Raw genomic sequence first — 12081 nt, forward strand, 5'->3', positions numbered from 1 at the left:
CGAAGTAGCCATGGCGGGACAGAAGATCCGCATCCGGCTCAAGGCCTACGACCACGAGGTGATCGACACCTCGGCGAAGAAGATCGTCGAGACCGTCACCCGTACTGGTGCGCAGGTCGCGGGCCCGGTGCCGCTGCCCACAGAGAAGAACGTGTACTGCGTCATCCGCTCGCCGCACAAGTACAAGGACTCGCGCGAGCACTTCGAGATGCGTACGCACAAGCGCCTCATCGACATCCTCGACCCCACGCCGAAGACGGTCGACTCGCTCATGCGTCTCGACCTGCCGGCCGGCGTCGACATCGAGATCAAGCTCTGAGGTGACGCGCGAGATGGCTAAGCAGATCAAGGGCGTCCTGGGCGAGAAGCTCGGCATGACCCAGGTGTGGGACGAGAACAACCGCGTCGTCCCGGTCACCGTGGTCAAGGCCGGTCCGTGCATCGTGACCCAGGTCCGCACCGCAGACACCGACGGCTACGAGGCCGTCCAGATCGCGTTCGGCGAGATCGACCCGCGCAAGGTGAACAAGCCCCTCAAGGGCCACTTCGCCAAGGCGGACGTCACCCCCCGCCGTCACCTGGTCGAGATCCGCACCGCGGACGCCAGCGAGTACACGCTGGGCCAGGAGATCACCGCCGAGGTGTTCGAGTCCGGTGTCAAGGTCGACGTGACCGGCACCAGCAAGGGCAAGGGCTTCGCCGGTGTGATGAAGCGCCACAACTTCCGCGGTCTGGGCGCCGGTCACGGCACCCAGCGCAAGCACCGCTCGCCGGGCTCCATCGGTGGCTGCGCCACCCCCGGCCGCGTGTTCAAGGGCCTCCGCATGGCTGGCCGCATGGGCAACGAGCGCGTGTCCGTCCAGAACCTGACCGTCCACGCCGTTGACGCGGACAAGGGCCTGCTGCTCATCAAGGGCGCCGTCCCCGGTCCGAACGGCGGCCTCGTCCTGGTCCGCACCGCGGCCAAGGGGGCTTGAGGTAATGAGCACCATTGACATCCTGTCGCCGGCCGGTGACAAGACCGGGACCGTCGAGCTCCCCGCGGAGATCTTCGACGTGCAGGTCAGCGTTCCGCTGATCCACCAGGTCGTCGTCGCCCAGCTGGCCGCTGCCCGCCAGGGCACGCACAAGACGAAGACCCGCGGCGAGGTCCGTGGCGGCGGCAAGAAGCCGTACCGCCAGAAGGGCACCGGCCGCGCCCGCCAGGGTTCGACCCGCGCCCCGCAGTTCGCCGGTGGTGGCGTCGTGCACGGTCCCGTGCCGCGCGACTACTCGCAGCGGACCCCGAAGAAGATGAAGGCCGCCGCCCTGCGCGGTGCCCTCTCGGACCGGGCCCGCCACAACCGCATCCACGTCGTCACCGGCGTGGTCGAGGGCGAGGTCTCCACCAAGGCCGCCAAGACCCTGTTCGGCAGGATCAGCGAGCGCAAGAACCTGCTCCTGGTCGCCGAGCGGACCGACGAGGCCGCGTGGCTGTCCGCCCGCAACCTGCCCCAGATCCACATCCTGGAGCCGGGACAGCTGAACACGTACGACGTGCTCGTCTCCGACGACGTGGTCTTCACCCAGGCCGCCCTCGAGCGCTTCGTGGCCGGACCGGCCGCGTCCGCCAAGGCCGTCGCCGAGGTTGAGCTCGAAGGGAGCGACGCCTGATGGCCACCGAGACGCTCACCAGCAAGACGATCACGGACCCCCGTGACATCCTGCTCAAGCCGGTGATCTCCGAGAAGAGCTACGCGCTTCTGGACGAGAACAAGTACACGTTCATCGTCGACCCGCGTGCCAACAAGACCCAGATCAAGCAGTCCGTCGAGGCGGTCTTCTCGGTCAAGGTCGTCGGTGTCAACACCATCAACCGCCAGGGCAAGCGCAAGCGCACCCGGACCGGTTTCGGTAAGCGCAAGGACACCAAGCGCGCCATCGTGACCCTCGCCGAGGGCGACCGTATCGACATCTTCGGCGGCCCGGTCTCCTGACGGAGGTCGAGTCGTCCGATATCGGACGAGGACTGAGAAATGGGTATCCGCAAGTACAAGCCGACGACCCCGGGCCGTCGTGGCTCCAGCGTCGCCGACTTCGTCGAGATCACGCGGTCCACGCCGGAGAAGTCGCTGGTCCGCCCGCTGCACAGCAAGGGCGGTCGTAACAACGCCGGTCGCGTGACCGTTCGCCACCAGGGTGGCGGGCACAAGCGCGCGTACCGCGTGATCGACTTCCGCCGTCACGACAAGGACGGCGTCCCGGCCAAGGTCGCTCACATCGAGTACGACCCGAACCGCACCGCACGCATCGCGCTGCTGCACTACGCGGACGGCGAGAAGCGTTACATCATCGCTCCGGCCAAGCTCTCCCAGGGCGACCGGGTCGAGAACGGCCCCGGCGCCGACATCAAGCCGGGCAACAACCTCCCGCTGCGCAACATCCCGGTGGGTACGGTCATCCACGCCATCGAGATGCGTCCCGGCGGCGGCGCGAAGATCGCCCGTTCCGCGGGCTCCTCCGTGCAGCTGCTGGCGAAGGAGGGCGCCTACGCCCACCTGCGCATGCCCTCCGGCGAGGTCCGTCTGGTCGACATCCGCTGCCGCGCCACCGTTGGCGAGGTCGGCAACGCCGAGCAGTCGAACATCAACTGGGGCAAGGCCGGCCGTATGCGCTGGAAGGGCGTTCGCCCGACCGTCCGCGGTGTCGCGATGAACCCTGTCGACCACCCGCACGGTGGTGGTGAGGGCAAGACCTCCGGTGGTCGCCACCCGGTTTCGCCGTGGGGCCAGAAGGAGGGCCGTACTCGCTCGCCGAAGAAGGCCAGCAACAAGTACATCGTCCGCCGCCGCAAGACGAACAAGAAGCGCTAGGAGCAGGTTTAGATGCCGCGCAGTCTCAAGAAGGGACCCTTCGTCGACGACCACCTGATCAAGAAGGTGGACACGCAGAACGAAGCCGGTACCCACAACGTCATCAAGACCTGGTCCCGCCGCTCCATGATCGTCCCGGCCATGCTCGGCCACACGATCGCGGTGCACGACGGCCGCAAGCACGTCCCGGTGTTCGTCACCGAGTCGATGGTCGGCCACAAGCTCGGCGAGTTCGCGCCGACCCGCACCTTCCGCGGCCACGAGAAGGACGACCGCAAGTCGCGTCGTCGCTGATCTGCGGAAATAGCGAAGACCTATGACTGACACCGAAGGGACAACCATGGAAGCCAGGGCCCAGGCGCGGTACATCCGCGTCACGCCCATGAAGGCCCGCCGCGTGGTGGACCTCATCCGTGGCATGAGCGCCACGGAGGCTCAGGCGGTCCTGCGATTCGCTCCGCAGGCCGCGAGCCAGCCGGTCGGCAAGGTGCTGGACAGCGCCATCGCCAACGCCGCGCACAACTACGACCACACCGACGTGGACTCGCTCTACGTCAGCGAGGCGTACGTCGACGAGGGCCCGACCCTGAAGCGGTTCCAGCCGCGCGCCCAGGGCCGTGCGTACCGGATCCGCAAGCGCACCAGCCACATCACCGTGGTCGTCGCCAGCAAGGAAGGGACCCGGTAATGGGCCAGAAGGTTAACCCGCACGGGTTCCGGCTCGGCATCACCACGGACTTCAAGTCCCGGTGGTACGCCGACAAGCTGTACAAGGACTACGTCAAGGAAGACGTCGCCATCCGCCGGATGATGACGACGGGCATGGAGCGGGCCGGCATCTCCAAGGTGGAGATCGAGCGCACCCGCGACCGCGTCCGCGTCGACATCCACACCGCCCGGCCGGGCATCGTCATCGGCCGTCGCGGCGCGGAGGCCGACCGCATCCGCGGCGACCTGGAGAAGCTCACCGGCAAGCAGGTGCAGCTGAACATCCTCGAGGTCAAGAACCCCGAGATGGACGCCCAGCTCGTGGCGCAGGCCGTCGCCGAGCAGCTCTCCTCCCGCGTCTCCTTCCGTCGTGCGATGCGCAAGTCGATGCAGAGCACGATGAAGGCCGGCGCCAAGGGCATCAAGATCCAGTGCGGCGGCCGTCTCGGCGGCGCCGAGATGTCCCGCTCGGAGTTCTACCGCGAGGGCCGTGTGCCGCTGCACACCCTGCGCGCGAACGTCGAGTACGGCTTCTTCGAGGCCAAGACCACCTTCGGCCGCATCGGCGTGAAGGTCTGGATCTACAAGGGCGACGTGAAGAACATCGCCGAGGTCCGCGCGGAGAACGCGGCTGCCCGTGCGGGCAACCGTCCCTCCCGCGGTGGCAGTGACCGTCCGCAGCGCCGTGGTGGCGAGCGCGGCGGCCGCGGCCGCAAGCCGCAGCAGGAGCGGACCGAGGCCCCCAAGGCCGAGGCCCCCGCCGCTGAGGCTCCGGCCGCTGCCGAGAGCACCGGAACGGAGGCCTGACCCGTCATGCTGATCCCCCGTAGGGTCAAGCACCGCAAGCAGCACCACCCCAAGCGCTCCGGCATGGCCAAGGGCGGCACCGAGGTGGCGTTCGGCGAGTACGGCATCCAGGCGGTGACCCCGGCGTACGTGACCAACCGCCAGATCGAGGCGGCGCGTATCGCCATCACCCGTCACATCCGCCGTGGCGGCAAGGTCTGGATCAACATCTACCCGGACCGCCCGCTGACCAAGAAGCCGGCCGAGACCCGCATGGGTTCCGGTAAGGGTTCCCCGGAGTGGTGGGTGGCCAACGTCAAGCCCGGACGCGTGATGTTCGAGCTGTCCTACCCGAACGAGAAGGTTGCCAAGGAGGCGCTGACCCGCGCCGCCCACAAGCTTCCGATGAAGTGCCGGATCGTCCGGCGCGAGGCAGGTGAGTCGTGATGGCGGCCGGTACCAAGGCGACCGAGCTGCGCGCACTCGGTGACGAGGAGCTCGTCGCCAAGCTGCGTGAGGCCAAGGAGGAGCTGTTCAACCTCCGCTTCCAGGCGGCGACCGGACAGCTCGAGAACCACGGCCGGCTGAAGGCCGTCCGCAAGGACATCGCCCGGATCTACACCCTGATGCGCGAGCGCGAGCTCGGCATCGAGACGGTGGAGAGCGCCTGATGAGCGAGAAGAATGTGACTGCAGCCAACAACGAGCGCGGCTTCCGCAAGACCCGCGAGGGCCTCGTCGTCAGCGACAAGATGGACAAGACCGTTGTGGTCGCCGTCGAGGACCGCGTCAAGCACGCCCTCTACGGCAAGGTCATCCGTCGCACCAACAAGCTCAAGGCGCACGACGAGCAGAACGCCGCGGGTGTCGGCGACCGCGTCCTCCTCATGGAGACCCGGCCGCTGTCCGCGACGAAGCGCTGGCGCGTCGTCGAGATCCTCGAGAAGGCCAAGTAACCACCTGAGGTTCCTCCTCAGGACTAGTTCCGCCAGGCTCGGCCGGGACGCACCGAGTGCGTCCCGGCCGGGAACCGGCAGACGATCAGGAGACAGACGTGATCCAGCAGGAGTCGCGACTTCGCGTCGCCGACAACACGGGTGCCAAGGAGATTCTCTGCATCCGTGTTCTCGGTGGCTCGGGTCGCCGCTACGCGGGCATCGGTGACGTCATCGTCGCCACCGTCAAGGACGCGATCCCCGGTGGCAACGTGAAGAAGGGCGACGTCGTCAAGGCGGTCGTCGTGCGCACCGTCAAGGAGCGCCGCCGCCCGGACGGCTCGTACATCCGCTTCGACGAGAACGCCGCCGTCATCCTCAAGAACGACGGCGACCCCCGCGGCACCCGTATCTTCGGCCCGGTGGGCCGCGAGCTGCGCGAGAAGAAGTTCATGAAGATCATCTCGCTCGCGCCGGAGGTGCTGTAACCGATGAAGATCAAGAAGGGCGACCTGGTCCAGGTCATCACCGGCAAGGACAAGGGCAAGCAGGGCAAGGTCATCCAGGCCTTCCCCGCCGACGACCGCGTCCTGGTCGAGGGTGTCAACCGGGTCAAGAAGCACACCAAGGCCGGCCAGTCCGCGGGTGGTTCCAAGACCGGCGGCATCGTGACCACCGAGGCCCCCATCCACGTGAGCAATGTTCAGCTCGTCGTGGAGAAGGACGGCAAGAAGGTCGTGACCCGCGTCGGCTACCGCTTCGACGACGAGGGCAACAAGATCCGCGTTGCCAAGCGGACCGGTGAGGACATCTGATGACTGCCACCACCACTTCGCCGCGGCTGAAGACCCGCTACCGCGAGGAGATCGCCGGCAAGCTGCGTGACGAGTTCGCCTACGAGAACGTCATGCAGATCCCCGGCCTGACCAAGATCGTGGTCAACATGGGTGTGGGCGACGCCGCCCGCGACTCCAAGCTGATCGAGGGCGCCATCCGCGACCTCGCCACGATCACCGGCCAGAAGCCGGCCGTGACCAAGGCCCGCAAGTCCATCGCGCAGTTCAAGCTGCGCGAGGGCCAGCCGATCGGTGCCCACGTCACCCTCCGCGGTGACCGCATGTGGGAGTTCCTGGACCGCCTGCTGTCGCTCGCGCTTCCGCGCATCCGCGACTTCCGCGGCCTGTCGCCGAAGCAGTTCGACGGCCGGGGCAACTACACCTTCGGTCTCACGGAGCAGGTCATGTTCCACGAGATCGACCAGGACAAGATCGACCGGGTCCGGGGCATGGACATCACCGTGGTCACCACGGCGACCAACGACGACGAGGGCCGCGCCCTCCTGCGTCACCTCGGCTTCCCGTTCAAGGAGAACTGACCGTGGCGAAGAAGTCTCTGATCGCTAAGGCTGCCCGCAAGCCCAAGTTCGGCGTGCGTGCGTACACGCGCTGCCAGCGCTGCGGCCGCCCGCACTCCGTCTACCGCAAGTTCGGCCTGTGCCGTGTGTGCCTCCGTGAGATGGCCCACCGCGGCGAGCTGCCGGGCGTGACCAAGAGCTCCTGGTAATCCTCCTCCCGGAGGACCCCAGGAACTCTCGGTAAGCAACTGGTCGGCGGGACCCGGCTCTTCTCTCGCGTAGAGTAGAAGGGTTGGGCCCCGCCGCCCATGACCGTCTTACTACGCCGTAGGTCCCCGCTTCGCACCTGCTCCGACTCTGCTCGGGGAGAGGGACGTCGCACCGGAAACCCCGGCGAGAGAGGCCCGAAGGCCATCATGACCATGACCGACCCGATCGCAGACATGCTCACGCGTCTGCGAAACGCCAACTCGGCTTACCACGACTCTGCCGTGATGCCGTTCAGCAAGATCAAGTCGCACATCGCGGAGATCCTCCAGCAGGAGGGCTACATCGCCGGCTGGAAGGTCGAGGACGCCGAGGTGGGCAAGAACCTCGTCATCGACCTGAAGTTCGGCCCGAACCGCGAGCGCTCGATCGCCGGTATCAAGCGCATCTCCAAGCCGGGCCTGCGGGTCTACGCAAAGTCCACCAACCTGCCGAAGGTGCTCGGCGGCCTGGGCGTGGCGATCATCTCCACGTCGCACGGTCTGCTCACCGACAAGCAGGCGAACAAGAAGGGCGTGGGCGGCGAAGTCCTCGCCTACGTCTGGTAACGGGAAACGGAGGTTTAGCCATGTCGCGTATTGGACGGCTGCCCATCACGGTTCCCGCCGGCGTGGACGTCACCATCGATGGCCGGACGGTTCAGGTGAAGGGCCCCAAGGGCACCCTCTCCCACACCGTTGCCGCGCCGATCGAGATCGCCAAGGGCGAGGACGGCACCCTGCAGGTGTCGCGCCCCAACGACGAGCGTCAGTCCAAGGCCCTGCACGGCCTGTCGCGGACGCTGGTGGCGAACATGATCACCGGCGTGACCACGGGCTACAGCAAGGCGCTCGAGATCAGCGGTGTCGGCTACCGCGTCCAGGCCAAGGGTTCCGCCCTTGAGTTCTCCCTGGGCTACAGCCACCCCGTGCTCGTCGAGGCCCCGGAGGGCATCACCTTCAAGGTCGACACCCCCACCAAGTTCAGCGTCGAGGGCATCGACAAGCAGAAGGTCGGCGAGGTCGCCGCGAACATCCGCAAGCTGCGCAAGCCCGACCCGTACAAGGCCAAGGGCGTGAAGTACGCGGGCGAGGTCATCCGCCGCAAGGTCGGAAAGGCTGGTAAGTAAGCCATGGCAGTCGGTGTGAAGATCGGCAAGGGCCACGCCTACAAGGCGAACGCCCGCAAGCGCCGTGCCATCCGCGTCCGCAAGCGGGTCTCCGGTACGCCGGTGCGTCCGCGTCTGGTCGTGACCCGCTCCAACCGTCACATGGTGGCGCAGGTCATCGACGACATCGCGGGCCACACGCTCGCCTCCGCCTCCACGCTGGACACGTCCATCCGTGGTGGCGAGGCCGACAAGACCGGGCAGGCCAAGGCGGTCGGCGCCCTGGTTGCCGAGCGGGCCAAGGCCGCCGGCATCGAGGCCGTCGTGTTCGACCGCGGGGGCAACCAGTACGCCGGGCGCATCGCCGCCCTGGCGGACGCCGCCCGCGAGGCCGGGCTCAAGTTCTGAGCCGCCGTAGCTAGCGGACGCAAACGAGAGAGGTAATTCCAATGGCTGGACCCCAGCGCCGCGGTGGCGGCGCCGGTGGCGGCGAGCGGCGGGACCGGAAGGACCGGCGGGACGGCGGCGCAGCTGCCGAGAAGACCGCTTACGTCGAGCGCGTTGTCGCGATCAACCGTGTCGCCAAGGTCGTGAAGGGTGGTCGTCGCTTCAGCTTCACCGCCCTGGTCGTCGTCGGTGACGGAGACGGCACCGTCGGTGTCGGTTACGGCAAGGCCAAGGAGGTGCCGGCCGCCATCGCCAAGGGTGTGGAGGAGGCCAAGAAGCACTTCTTCAAGGTCCCCCGTATCCAGGGCACCATTCCCCACCCGATCCAGGGTGAGGAGGCGGCCGGTGTCGTGCTGCTCAAGCCGGCTTCCCCCGGTACCGGTGTGATCGCCGGTGGCCCGGTGCGCGCCGTGCTCGAGTGCGCCGGCATCCACGACGTGCTCAGCAAGTCGCTCGGCTCGTCGAACCCGATCAACATCGTGCACGCCACGGTGGCGGCTCTCCGCGGGCTCCAGCGCCCGGAGGAGATCGCGGCCCGCCGCGGCCTGCCGCTCGAGGACGTCGCCCCGGCGGCTCTGCTCCGTGCGCGTGCAGGGGTGGGTGCGTAATGGCCCGCCTGAAGATCACGCAGACGAAGTCGTACATCGGCAGCAAGCAGAACCACCGTGACACCCTGCGTTCGCTCGGGCTCAAGCGCCTGAACGACGTGGTGGTCAAGGAGGACCGTCCCGAGATCCGCGGGATGGCCCAGACCGTGCGCCACCTCGTCACGGTCGAGGAGGTCGACTGATCATGGGTGCTGACAACCCGCTGAAGGTCCACAACCTCCGTCCGGCCCCGGGTGCCAAGACCGCCAAGACCCGTGTGGGTCGTGGTGAGGCGTCCAAGGGCAAGACGGCCGGCCGTGGTACCAAGGGCACCAAGGCCCGCTACCAGGTTCCGGAGCGCTTCGAGGGCGGGCAGATGCCCCTCCACATGCGCCTCCCGAAGCTCAAGGGCTTCAAGAACCCGTTCCGCACCGAGTACCAGGTCGTGAACCTGGACAAGCTCGCGGCCCTGTACCCCGAGGGTGGCGAGGTCACCGTCGCGGACCTGGTCGCCAAGGGCGCGGTGCGCAAGAACGAGCTCGTCAAGGTGCTCGGCACCGGCGAGATCTCCGTGGCGCTGCAGGTGACGGTCGACGCCGTCTCCGGCTCCGCCAAGGAGAAGATCACCGCCGCCGGCGGTTCGGTCACCGAGCTCGTCTGAGCCCCGGTGCCCGTCTGATCGCGAAGATCGCGAAGAGGGCCGGGAACCCCCGTTCAGGGGGTTCCCGGCCCTCTTCGTTCCCTCCTGGGGCGGCTGTCCGGCCGCAGGTGCACAGTTGAACGCTCCTTGACCCCGGTGGAGCACTCAGAAGCTTCTTACCGGTGGGCAGGCACTGTTAGAGTCCGTGGAGTCCACTTGTACGCTGGCGCGTCCTGTGCGCGGCGGCGGACGAGCGGAGTCCTTTATTCGTCCGGCCTACTGAGGGCCTTTGTCACACGACCAGCCCTCCCGCGCGCTGTGGGGGGCGCAGGAGGCACCGTGCTCACCGCGTTCGCCCGGGCGTTCAAAACGCCCGACCTGCGCAAGAAGCTGCTGTTCACGCTGGGCATCATGGTGCTGTTCCGGCTGGGAGCGCACATCCCCGTGCCCGGAGTCAGCTGGAGCGCCGTCAACGCGTGCGTGGAAGCAGCCAACACCTCCGGCCTCTTCGGCCTGGTGAACCTCTTCAGCGGCGGAGCCCTGCTCCAGCTGACGATCTTCGCCCTGGGCATCATGCCCTACATCACGGCCAGCATCATCCTCCAGCTGCTGACGGTGGTGATCCCGCGGCTGGAGGCCCTCAAGAAGGAGGGCCAGGCCGGCACCGCGAAGATCACCCAGTACACCCGCTACCTGACGGTCGCGCTCGCCGTGCTCCAGGCCACCGGCCTGGTGGCCACCGCCCGCAGCGGCACCCTCTTCCCGGGGTGCGCGCAGGCGTCGATGATCGTGCCCGACCAGTCGATCTTCACCACCATGGTCATGGTCGTCACCATGACCGCCGGCGCCGCCTGCCTGATGTGGCTGGGCGAGCTGATCACCGACCGCGGCATCGGCAACGGCATGTCGATCCTGATGTTCCTGTCCATCGCGGCCGGCTTCCCCGGCGCCCTGTGGGCCATCAAGCAGCAGGGCAAGATCATGGACGGCTGGTTCGACTTCGGCACCGTGATCGTCGTGGGCCTCGCCATGGTGGGCCTGGTGGTCTTCGTGGAGCAGGCCCAGCGCCGGGTTCCCGTCCAGTACGCGAAGAGGATGGTCGGACGCCGTTCCTACGGCGGTACGTCCACGTACATCCCGCTCAAGGTGAATCAGGCGGGTGTGATTCCCGTCATCTTCGCTTCTTCGCTGCTCTACATCCCGGCCTTGATCATCCAGTTCAGCGGGTCCCAGGAGTCCGGATGGGCGCAGTGGATTCAGGCTAATTTGGTACAGCCCAGCAGCCCGATTTACATCATTACGTACTTCCTGTTGATCGTTTTCTTCGCCTTCTTCTACGTGGCGATCTCGTTCAACCCCGAGGAAGTCGCGGACAACATGAAGAAGTATGGTGGTTTCATCCCGGGCATCCGGGCGGGTCGCCCCACTGCGGAGTACCTCAGCTACGTGCTCAACCGAATCACCTGGCCGGGGTCGCTGTACCTGGGACTGATTGCGCTCGTGCCCACGGTGGCGCTGGTGCTGTTCAACGCGGACCAGAACTTCCCGTTCGGTGGGACCAGCATCCTCATCATCGTGGGTGTCGGCCTGGAGACCGTGAAGCAGATCGAGAGTCAGCTCCAGCAGCGCAACTACGAAGGGTTCCTCCGCTGATGCGAATTGTCCTCGTCGGACCTCCTGGAGCAGGAAAGGGCACCCAGGCCCAGTTCCTCGCCAAGAACCTGTCGATCCCGCACATCTCCACAGGCGACCTCTTCCGCGCGAACATCAGCCAGGGCACCCCCCTCGGCCTGGAGGCGCAGAAGTACATCAAGGCGGGCGACCTGGTCCCCGACGAGGTCACCATCGGGATGGTCAAGGACCGCCTGGCCCGCCCCGACGCGCAGGAGGGCTTCCTCCTGGACGGCTTCCCGCGCAACATCGCGCAGGCACAGGTTCTGGACGCCATGCTCACCGAGCTCGGCGGCGGCCTGGACGCCGTCCTGGACCTGGAGGTCCCGGAGGACGAAGTCGTCAAGCGGATCGCCGGCCGGCGCACCTGCCGCAAGGACAGCAGCCACACCTTCCACGTCGTCTACACCCCCTCCAAGGTCGAGGACGTGTGCGACGTGTGCGGCGGCGAGCTGTACCAGCGCGAGGACGACAGCGAGGACACCGTCCGCAAGCGGCTGGAGGTCTACCACAACCTCACCGAGCCGCTGGTGGGCTACTACGAGAAGCAGGGCCTCCTGGTGACCGTCCCCGCCCTGGGGAAGGTCGACGAGGTGACCGCGCGGGCGATGGACGCACTGAGGTCCAAGAAGGCCTGACGGCGGACACGCGAAGCAAGCAGTGACGGCCGCGGCGCTCAGCGAGAGCGCCGCGGCCGTCACGTGCGGGGGGCCCGGACCGTTACGGTTGAGGCCGGGCCGCAAGAGAT

23 protein-coding genes are annotated in these 12081 nt (G+C 67.2%); all 23 read left to right on the forward strand.

The window, feature by feature from the left end:
- Positions 1-10 precede the first annotated feature (10 nt).
- Positions 11-319: a 30S ribosomal protein S10 gene (gene rpsJ, locus GQS52_RS15035; protein ID WP_182313927.1), complete on the forward strand. Its 309-nt coding sequence runs from the start codon at positions 11-13 to the stop codon at positions 317-319.
- Between the two features lie 13 nt (positions 320-332).
- The gene (rplC, locus tag GQS52_RS15040; RefSeq protein ID WP_182313928.1) at positions 333-977 is read left to right on the forward strand and encodes a 50S ribosomal protein L3; all 645 of its coding nucleotides are present in this window, start codon (positions 333-335) and stop codon (positions 975-977) included.
- A 4-nt stretch (positions 978-981) separates the two neighbouring features.
- Positions 982-1653: a 50S ribosomal protein L4 gene (gene rplD, locus GQS52_RS15045; RefSeq protein ID WP_182313929.1), complete on the forward strand. Its 672-nt coding sequence runs from the start codon at positions 982-984 to the stop codon at positions 1651-1653.
- Positions 1653-1976, forward strand: a complete 324-nt coding sequence (gene rplW / locus GQS52_RS15050) for a 50S ribosomal protein L23 (RefSeq protein ID WP_182313930.1) — start codon at positions 1653-1655, stop codon at positions 1974-1976. The genes rplD and rplW overlap by 1 nt, the downstream gene beginning before the upstream one ends.
- 39 nt (positions 1977-2015) lie before the next feature.
- Positions 2016-2852 carry a 50S ribosomal protein L2 gene (gene rplB / locus GQS52_RS15055; protein ID WP_182313931.1) on the forward strand — a complete coding sequence of 279 codons (837 nt, stop codon included), beginning with the start codon at positions 2016-2018 and terminating at the stop codon, positions 2850-2852.
- Between the two features lie 12 nt (positions 2853-2864).
- On the forward strand, positions 2865-3146 hold the full coding sequence (gene rpsS / locus GQS52_RS15060) for a 30S ribosomal protein S19 (protein ID WP_182313932.1): 282 nt from the start codon (positions 2865-2867) through the stop codon (positions 3144-3146).
- A gap of 46 nt (positions 3147-3192) precedes the next feature.
- Positions 3193-3540: a 50S ribosomal protein L22 gene (gene rplV, locus GQS52_RS15065; protein WP_182316464.1), complete on the forward strand. Its 348-nt coding sequence runs from the start codon at positions 3193-3195 to the stop codon at positions 3538-3540.
- Positions 3540-4367, forward strand: coding sequence for a 30S ribosomal protein S3 (gene rpsC / locus GQS52_RS15070; RefSeq protein WP_182313933.1), 828 nt, complete (start codon positions 3540-3542; stop codon positions 4365-4367). The genes rplV and rpsC overlap by 1 nt, the downstream gene beginning before the upstream one ends.
- Positions 4368-4373: 6 nt before the next feature.
- On the forward strand, positions 4374-4793 hold the full coding sequence (gene rplP, locus GQS52_RS15075; RefSeq protein WP_182313934.1) for a 50S ribosomal protein L16: 420 nt from the start codon (positions 4374-4376) through the stop codon (positions 4791-4793).
- A complete protein-coding gene (rpmC, locus tag GQS52_RS15080; RefSeq protein ID WP_182313935.1) occupies positions 4793-5017 on the forward strand; it encodes a 50S ribosomal protein L29 in 225 nt (74 codons plus the stop codon). The genes rplP and rpmC overlap by 1 nt, the downstream gene beginning before the upstream one ends.
- Complete coding sequence (rpsQ, locus tag GQS52_RS15085) at positions 5017-5301, forward strand: 30S ribosomal protein S17 (protein WP_182313936.1); 285 nt, start codon at positions 5017-5019, stop codon at positions 5299-5301. The genes rpmC and rpsQ overlap by 1 nt, the downstream gene beginning before the upstream one ends.
- A 98-nt stretch (positions 5302-5399) precedes the next feature.
- A complete protein-coding gene (gene rplN / locus GQS52_RS15090) occupies positions 5400-5768 on the forward strand; it encodes a 50S ribosomal protein L14 (protein ID WP_055718836.1) in 369 nt (122 codons plus the stop codon).
- A gap of 3 nt (positions 5769-5771) precedes the next feature.
- Positions 5772-6095: a 50S ribosomal protein L24 gene (rplX, locus tag GQS52_RS15095; protein WP_182313937.1), complete on the forward strand. Its 324-nt coding sequence runs from the start codon at positions 5772-5774 to the stop codon at positions 6093-6095.
- Complete coding sequence (rplE, locus tag GQS52_RS15100) at positions 6095-6655, forward strand: 50S ribosomal protein L5 (protein ID WP_182313938.1); 561 nt, start codon at positions 6095-6097, stop codon at positions 6653-6655. The genes rplX and rplE overlap by 1 nt, the downstream gene beginning before the upstream one ends.
- Before the next feature lie 2 nt (positions 6656-6657).
- The gene (locus GQS52_RS15105; protein WP_030368403.1) at positions 6658-6843 is read left to right on the forward strand and encodes a type Z 30S ribosomal protein S14; all 186 of its coding nucleotides are present in this window, start codon (positions 6658-6660) and stop codon (positions 6841-6843) included.
- Between the two features lie 207 nt (positions 6844-7050).
- Entirely contained in the window at positions 7051-7449 is a 399-nt protein-coding gene (rpsH, locus tag GQS52_RS15110) for a 30S ribosomal protein S8 (RefSeq protein WP_182313939.1), read from the forward strand.
- A gap of 20 nt (positions 7450-7469) precedes the next feature.
- Positions 7470-8009: a 50S ribosomal protein L6 gene (rplF, locus tag GQS52_RS15115; protein ID WP_182313940.1), complete on the forward strand. Its 540-nt coding sequence runs from the start codon at positions 7470-7472 to the stop codon at positions 8007-8009.
- A 3-nt stretch (positions 8010-8012) separates the two neighbouring features.
- Positions 8013-8396 (forward strand): 50S ribosomal protein L18, encoded by a 384-nt coding sequence (gene rplR / locus GQS52_RS15120; RefSeq protein ID WP_182313941.1) that lies wholly within the window; start codon positions 8013-8015, stop codon positions 8394-8396.
- A gap of 41 nt (positions 8397-8437) precedes the next feature.
- Positions 8438-9043 carry a 30S ribosomal protein S5 gene (gene rpsE, locus GQS52_RS15125; protein WP_182313942.1) on the forward strand — a complete coding sequence of 202 codons (606 nt, stop codon included), beginning with the start codon at positions 8438-8440 and terminating at the stop codon, positions 9041-9043.
- Entirely contained in the window at positions 9043-9225 is a 183-nt protein-coding gene (gene rpmD, locus GQS52_RS15130) for a 50S ribosomal protein L30 (protein WP_182313943.1), read from the forward strand. Before rpsE ends, rpmD begins: the two co-directional genes overlap by 1 nt.
- A gap of 2 nt (positions 9226-9227) precedes the next feature.
- Positions 9228-9683 carry a 50S ribosomal protein L15 gene (gene rplO, locus GQS52_RS15135; RefSeq protein ID WP_182313944.1) on the forward strand — a complete coding sequence of 152 codons (456 nt, stop codon included), beginning with the start codon at positions 9228-9230 and terminating at the stop codon, positions 9681-9683.
- A 318-nt stretch (positions 9684-10001) separates the two neighbouring features.
- The gene (gene secY / locus GQS52_RS15140; protein WP_182316465.1) at positions 10002-11315 is read left to right on the forward strand and encodes a preprotein translocase subunit SecY; all 1314 of its coding nucleotides are present in this window, start codon (positions 10002-10004) and stop codon (positions 11313-11315) included.
- Positions 11315-11971: an adenylate kinase gene (locus GQS52_RS15145; protein ID WP_182313945.1), complete on the forward strand. Its 657-nt coding sequence runs from the start codon at positions 11315-11317 to the stop codon at positions 11969-11971. The genes secY and GQS52_RS15145 overlap by 1 nt, the downstream gene beginning before the upstream one ends.
- The last annotated feature ends 110 nt before the right edge of the window (positions 11972-12081 follow it).

The organism is Streptomyces sp. SCUT-3 (assembly GCF_014083985.1).
Taxonomy (GTDB): Bacteria; Actinomycetota; Actinomycetes; order Streptomycetales; family Streptomycetaceae; genus Streptomyces_H; species Streptomyces_H thermolineatus.

Bases quoted from the DNA above. Each gene is read 5' to 3' on its own strand.
- rpsH (WP_182313939.1), top strand. From the start codon at position 7,051: ATGACCATGACCGACCCGATCGCAGACATGCTCACGCGTCTGCGAAAC.
- rplR (WP_182313941.1), top strand. From the start codon at position 8,013: ATGGCAGTCGGTGTGAAGATCGGCAAGGGCCACGCCTACAAGGCGAAC.
- rplV (WP_182316464.1), top strand. From the start codon at position 3,193: ATGGAAGCCAGGGCCCAGGCGCGGTACATCCGCGTCACGCCCATGAAG.
- rplX (WP_182313937.1), top strand. From the start codon at position 5,772: ATGAAGATCAAGAAGGGCGACCTGGTCCAGGTCATCACCGGCAAGGAC.
- rplP (WP_182313934.1), top strand. From the start codon at position 4,374: ATGCTGATCCCCCGTAGGGTCAAGCACCGCAAGCAGCACCACCCCAAG.
- rpsS (WP_182313932.1), top strand. From the start codon at position 2,865: ATGCCGCGCAGTCTCAAGAAGGGACCCTTCGTCGACGACCACCTGATC.
- rpsQ (WP_182313936.1), top strand. From the start codon at position 5,017: ATGAGCGAGAAGAATGTGACTGCAGCCAACAACGAGCGCGGCTTCCGC.
- rplC (WP_182313928.1), top strand. From the start codon at position 333: ATGGCTAAGCAGATCAAGGGCGTCCTGGGCGAGAAGCTCGGCATGACC.
- rplO (WP_182313944.1), top strand. From the start codon at position 9,228: ATGGGTGCTGACAACCCGCTGAAGGTCCACAACCTCCGTCCGGCCCCG.
- rplF (WP_182313940.1), top strand. From the start codon at position 7,470: ATGTCGCGTATTGGACGGCTGCCCATCACGGTTCCCGCCGGCGTGGAC.
- rplE (WP_182313938.1), top strand. From the start codon at position 6,095: ATGACTGCCACCACCACTTCGCCGCGGCTGAAGACCCGCTACCGCGAG.
- rplD (WP_182313929.1), top strand. From the start codon at position 982: ATGAGCACCATTGACATCCTGTCGCCGGCCGGTGACAAGACCGGGACC.
- rpsC (WP_182313933.1), top strand. From the start codon at position 3,540: ATGGGCCAGAAGGTTAACCCGCACGGGTTCCGGCTCGGCATCACCACG.
- rpmD (WP_182313943.1), top strand. From the start codon at position 9,043: ATGGCCCGCCTGAAGATCACGCAGACGAAGTCGTACATCGGCAGCAAG.
- rplB (WP_182313931.1), top strand. From the start codon at position 2,016: ATGGGTATCCGCAAGTACAAGCCGACGACCCCGGGCCGTCGTGGCTCC.
- GQS52_RS15145 (WP_182313945.1), top strand. From the start codon at position 11,315: ATGCGAATTGTCCTCGTCGGACCTCCTGGAGCAGGAAAGGGCACCCAG.
- rpsJ (WP_182313927.1), top strand. From the start codon at position 11: ATGGCGGGACAGAAGATCCGCATCCGGCTCAAGGCCTACGACCACGAG.
- rplW (WP_182313930.1), top strand. From the start codon at position 1,653: ATGGCCACCGAGACGCTCACCAGCAAGACGATCACGGACCCCCGTGAC.
- rpsE (WP_182313942.1), top strand. From the start codon at position 8,438: ATGGCTGGACCCCAGCGCCGCGGTGGCGGCGCCGGTGGCGGCGAGCGG.
- rpmC (WP_182313935.1), top strand. From the start codon at position 4,793: ATGGCGGCCGGTACCAAGGCGACCGAGCTGCGCGCACTCGGTGACGAG.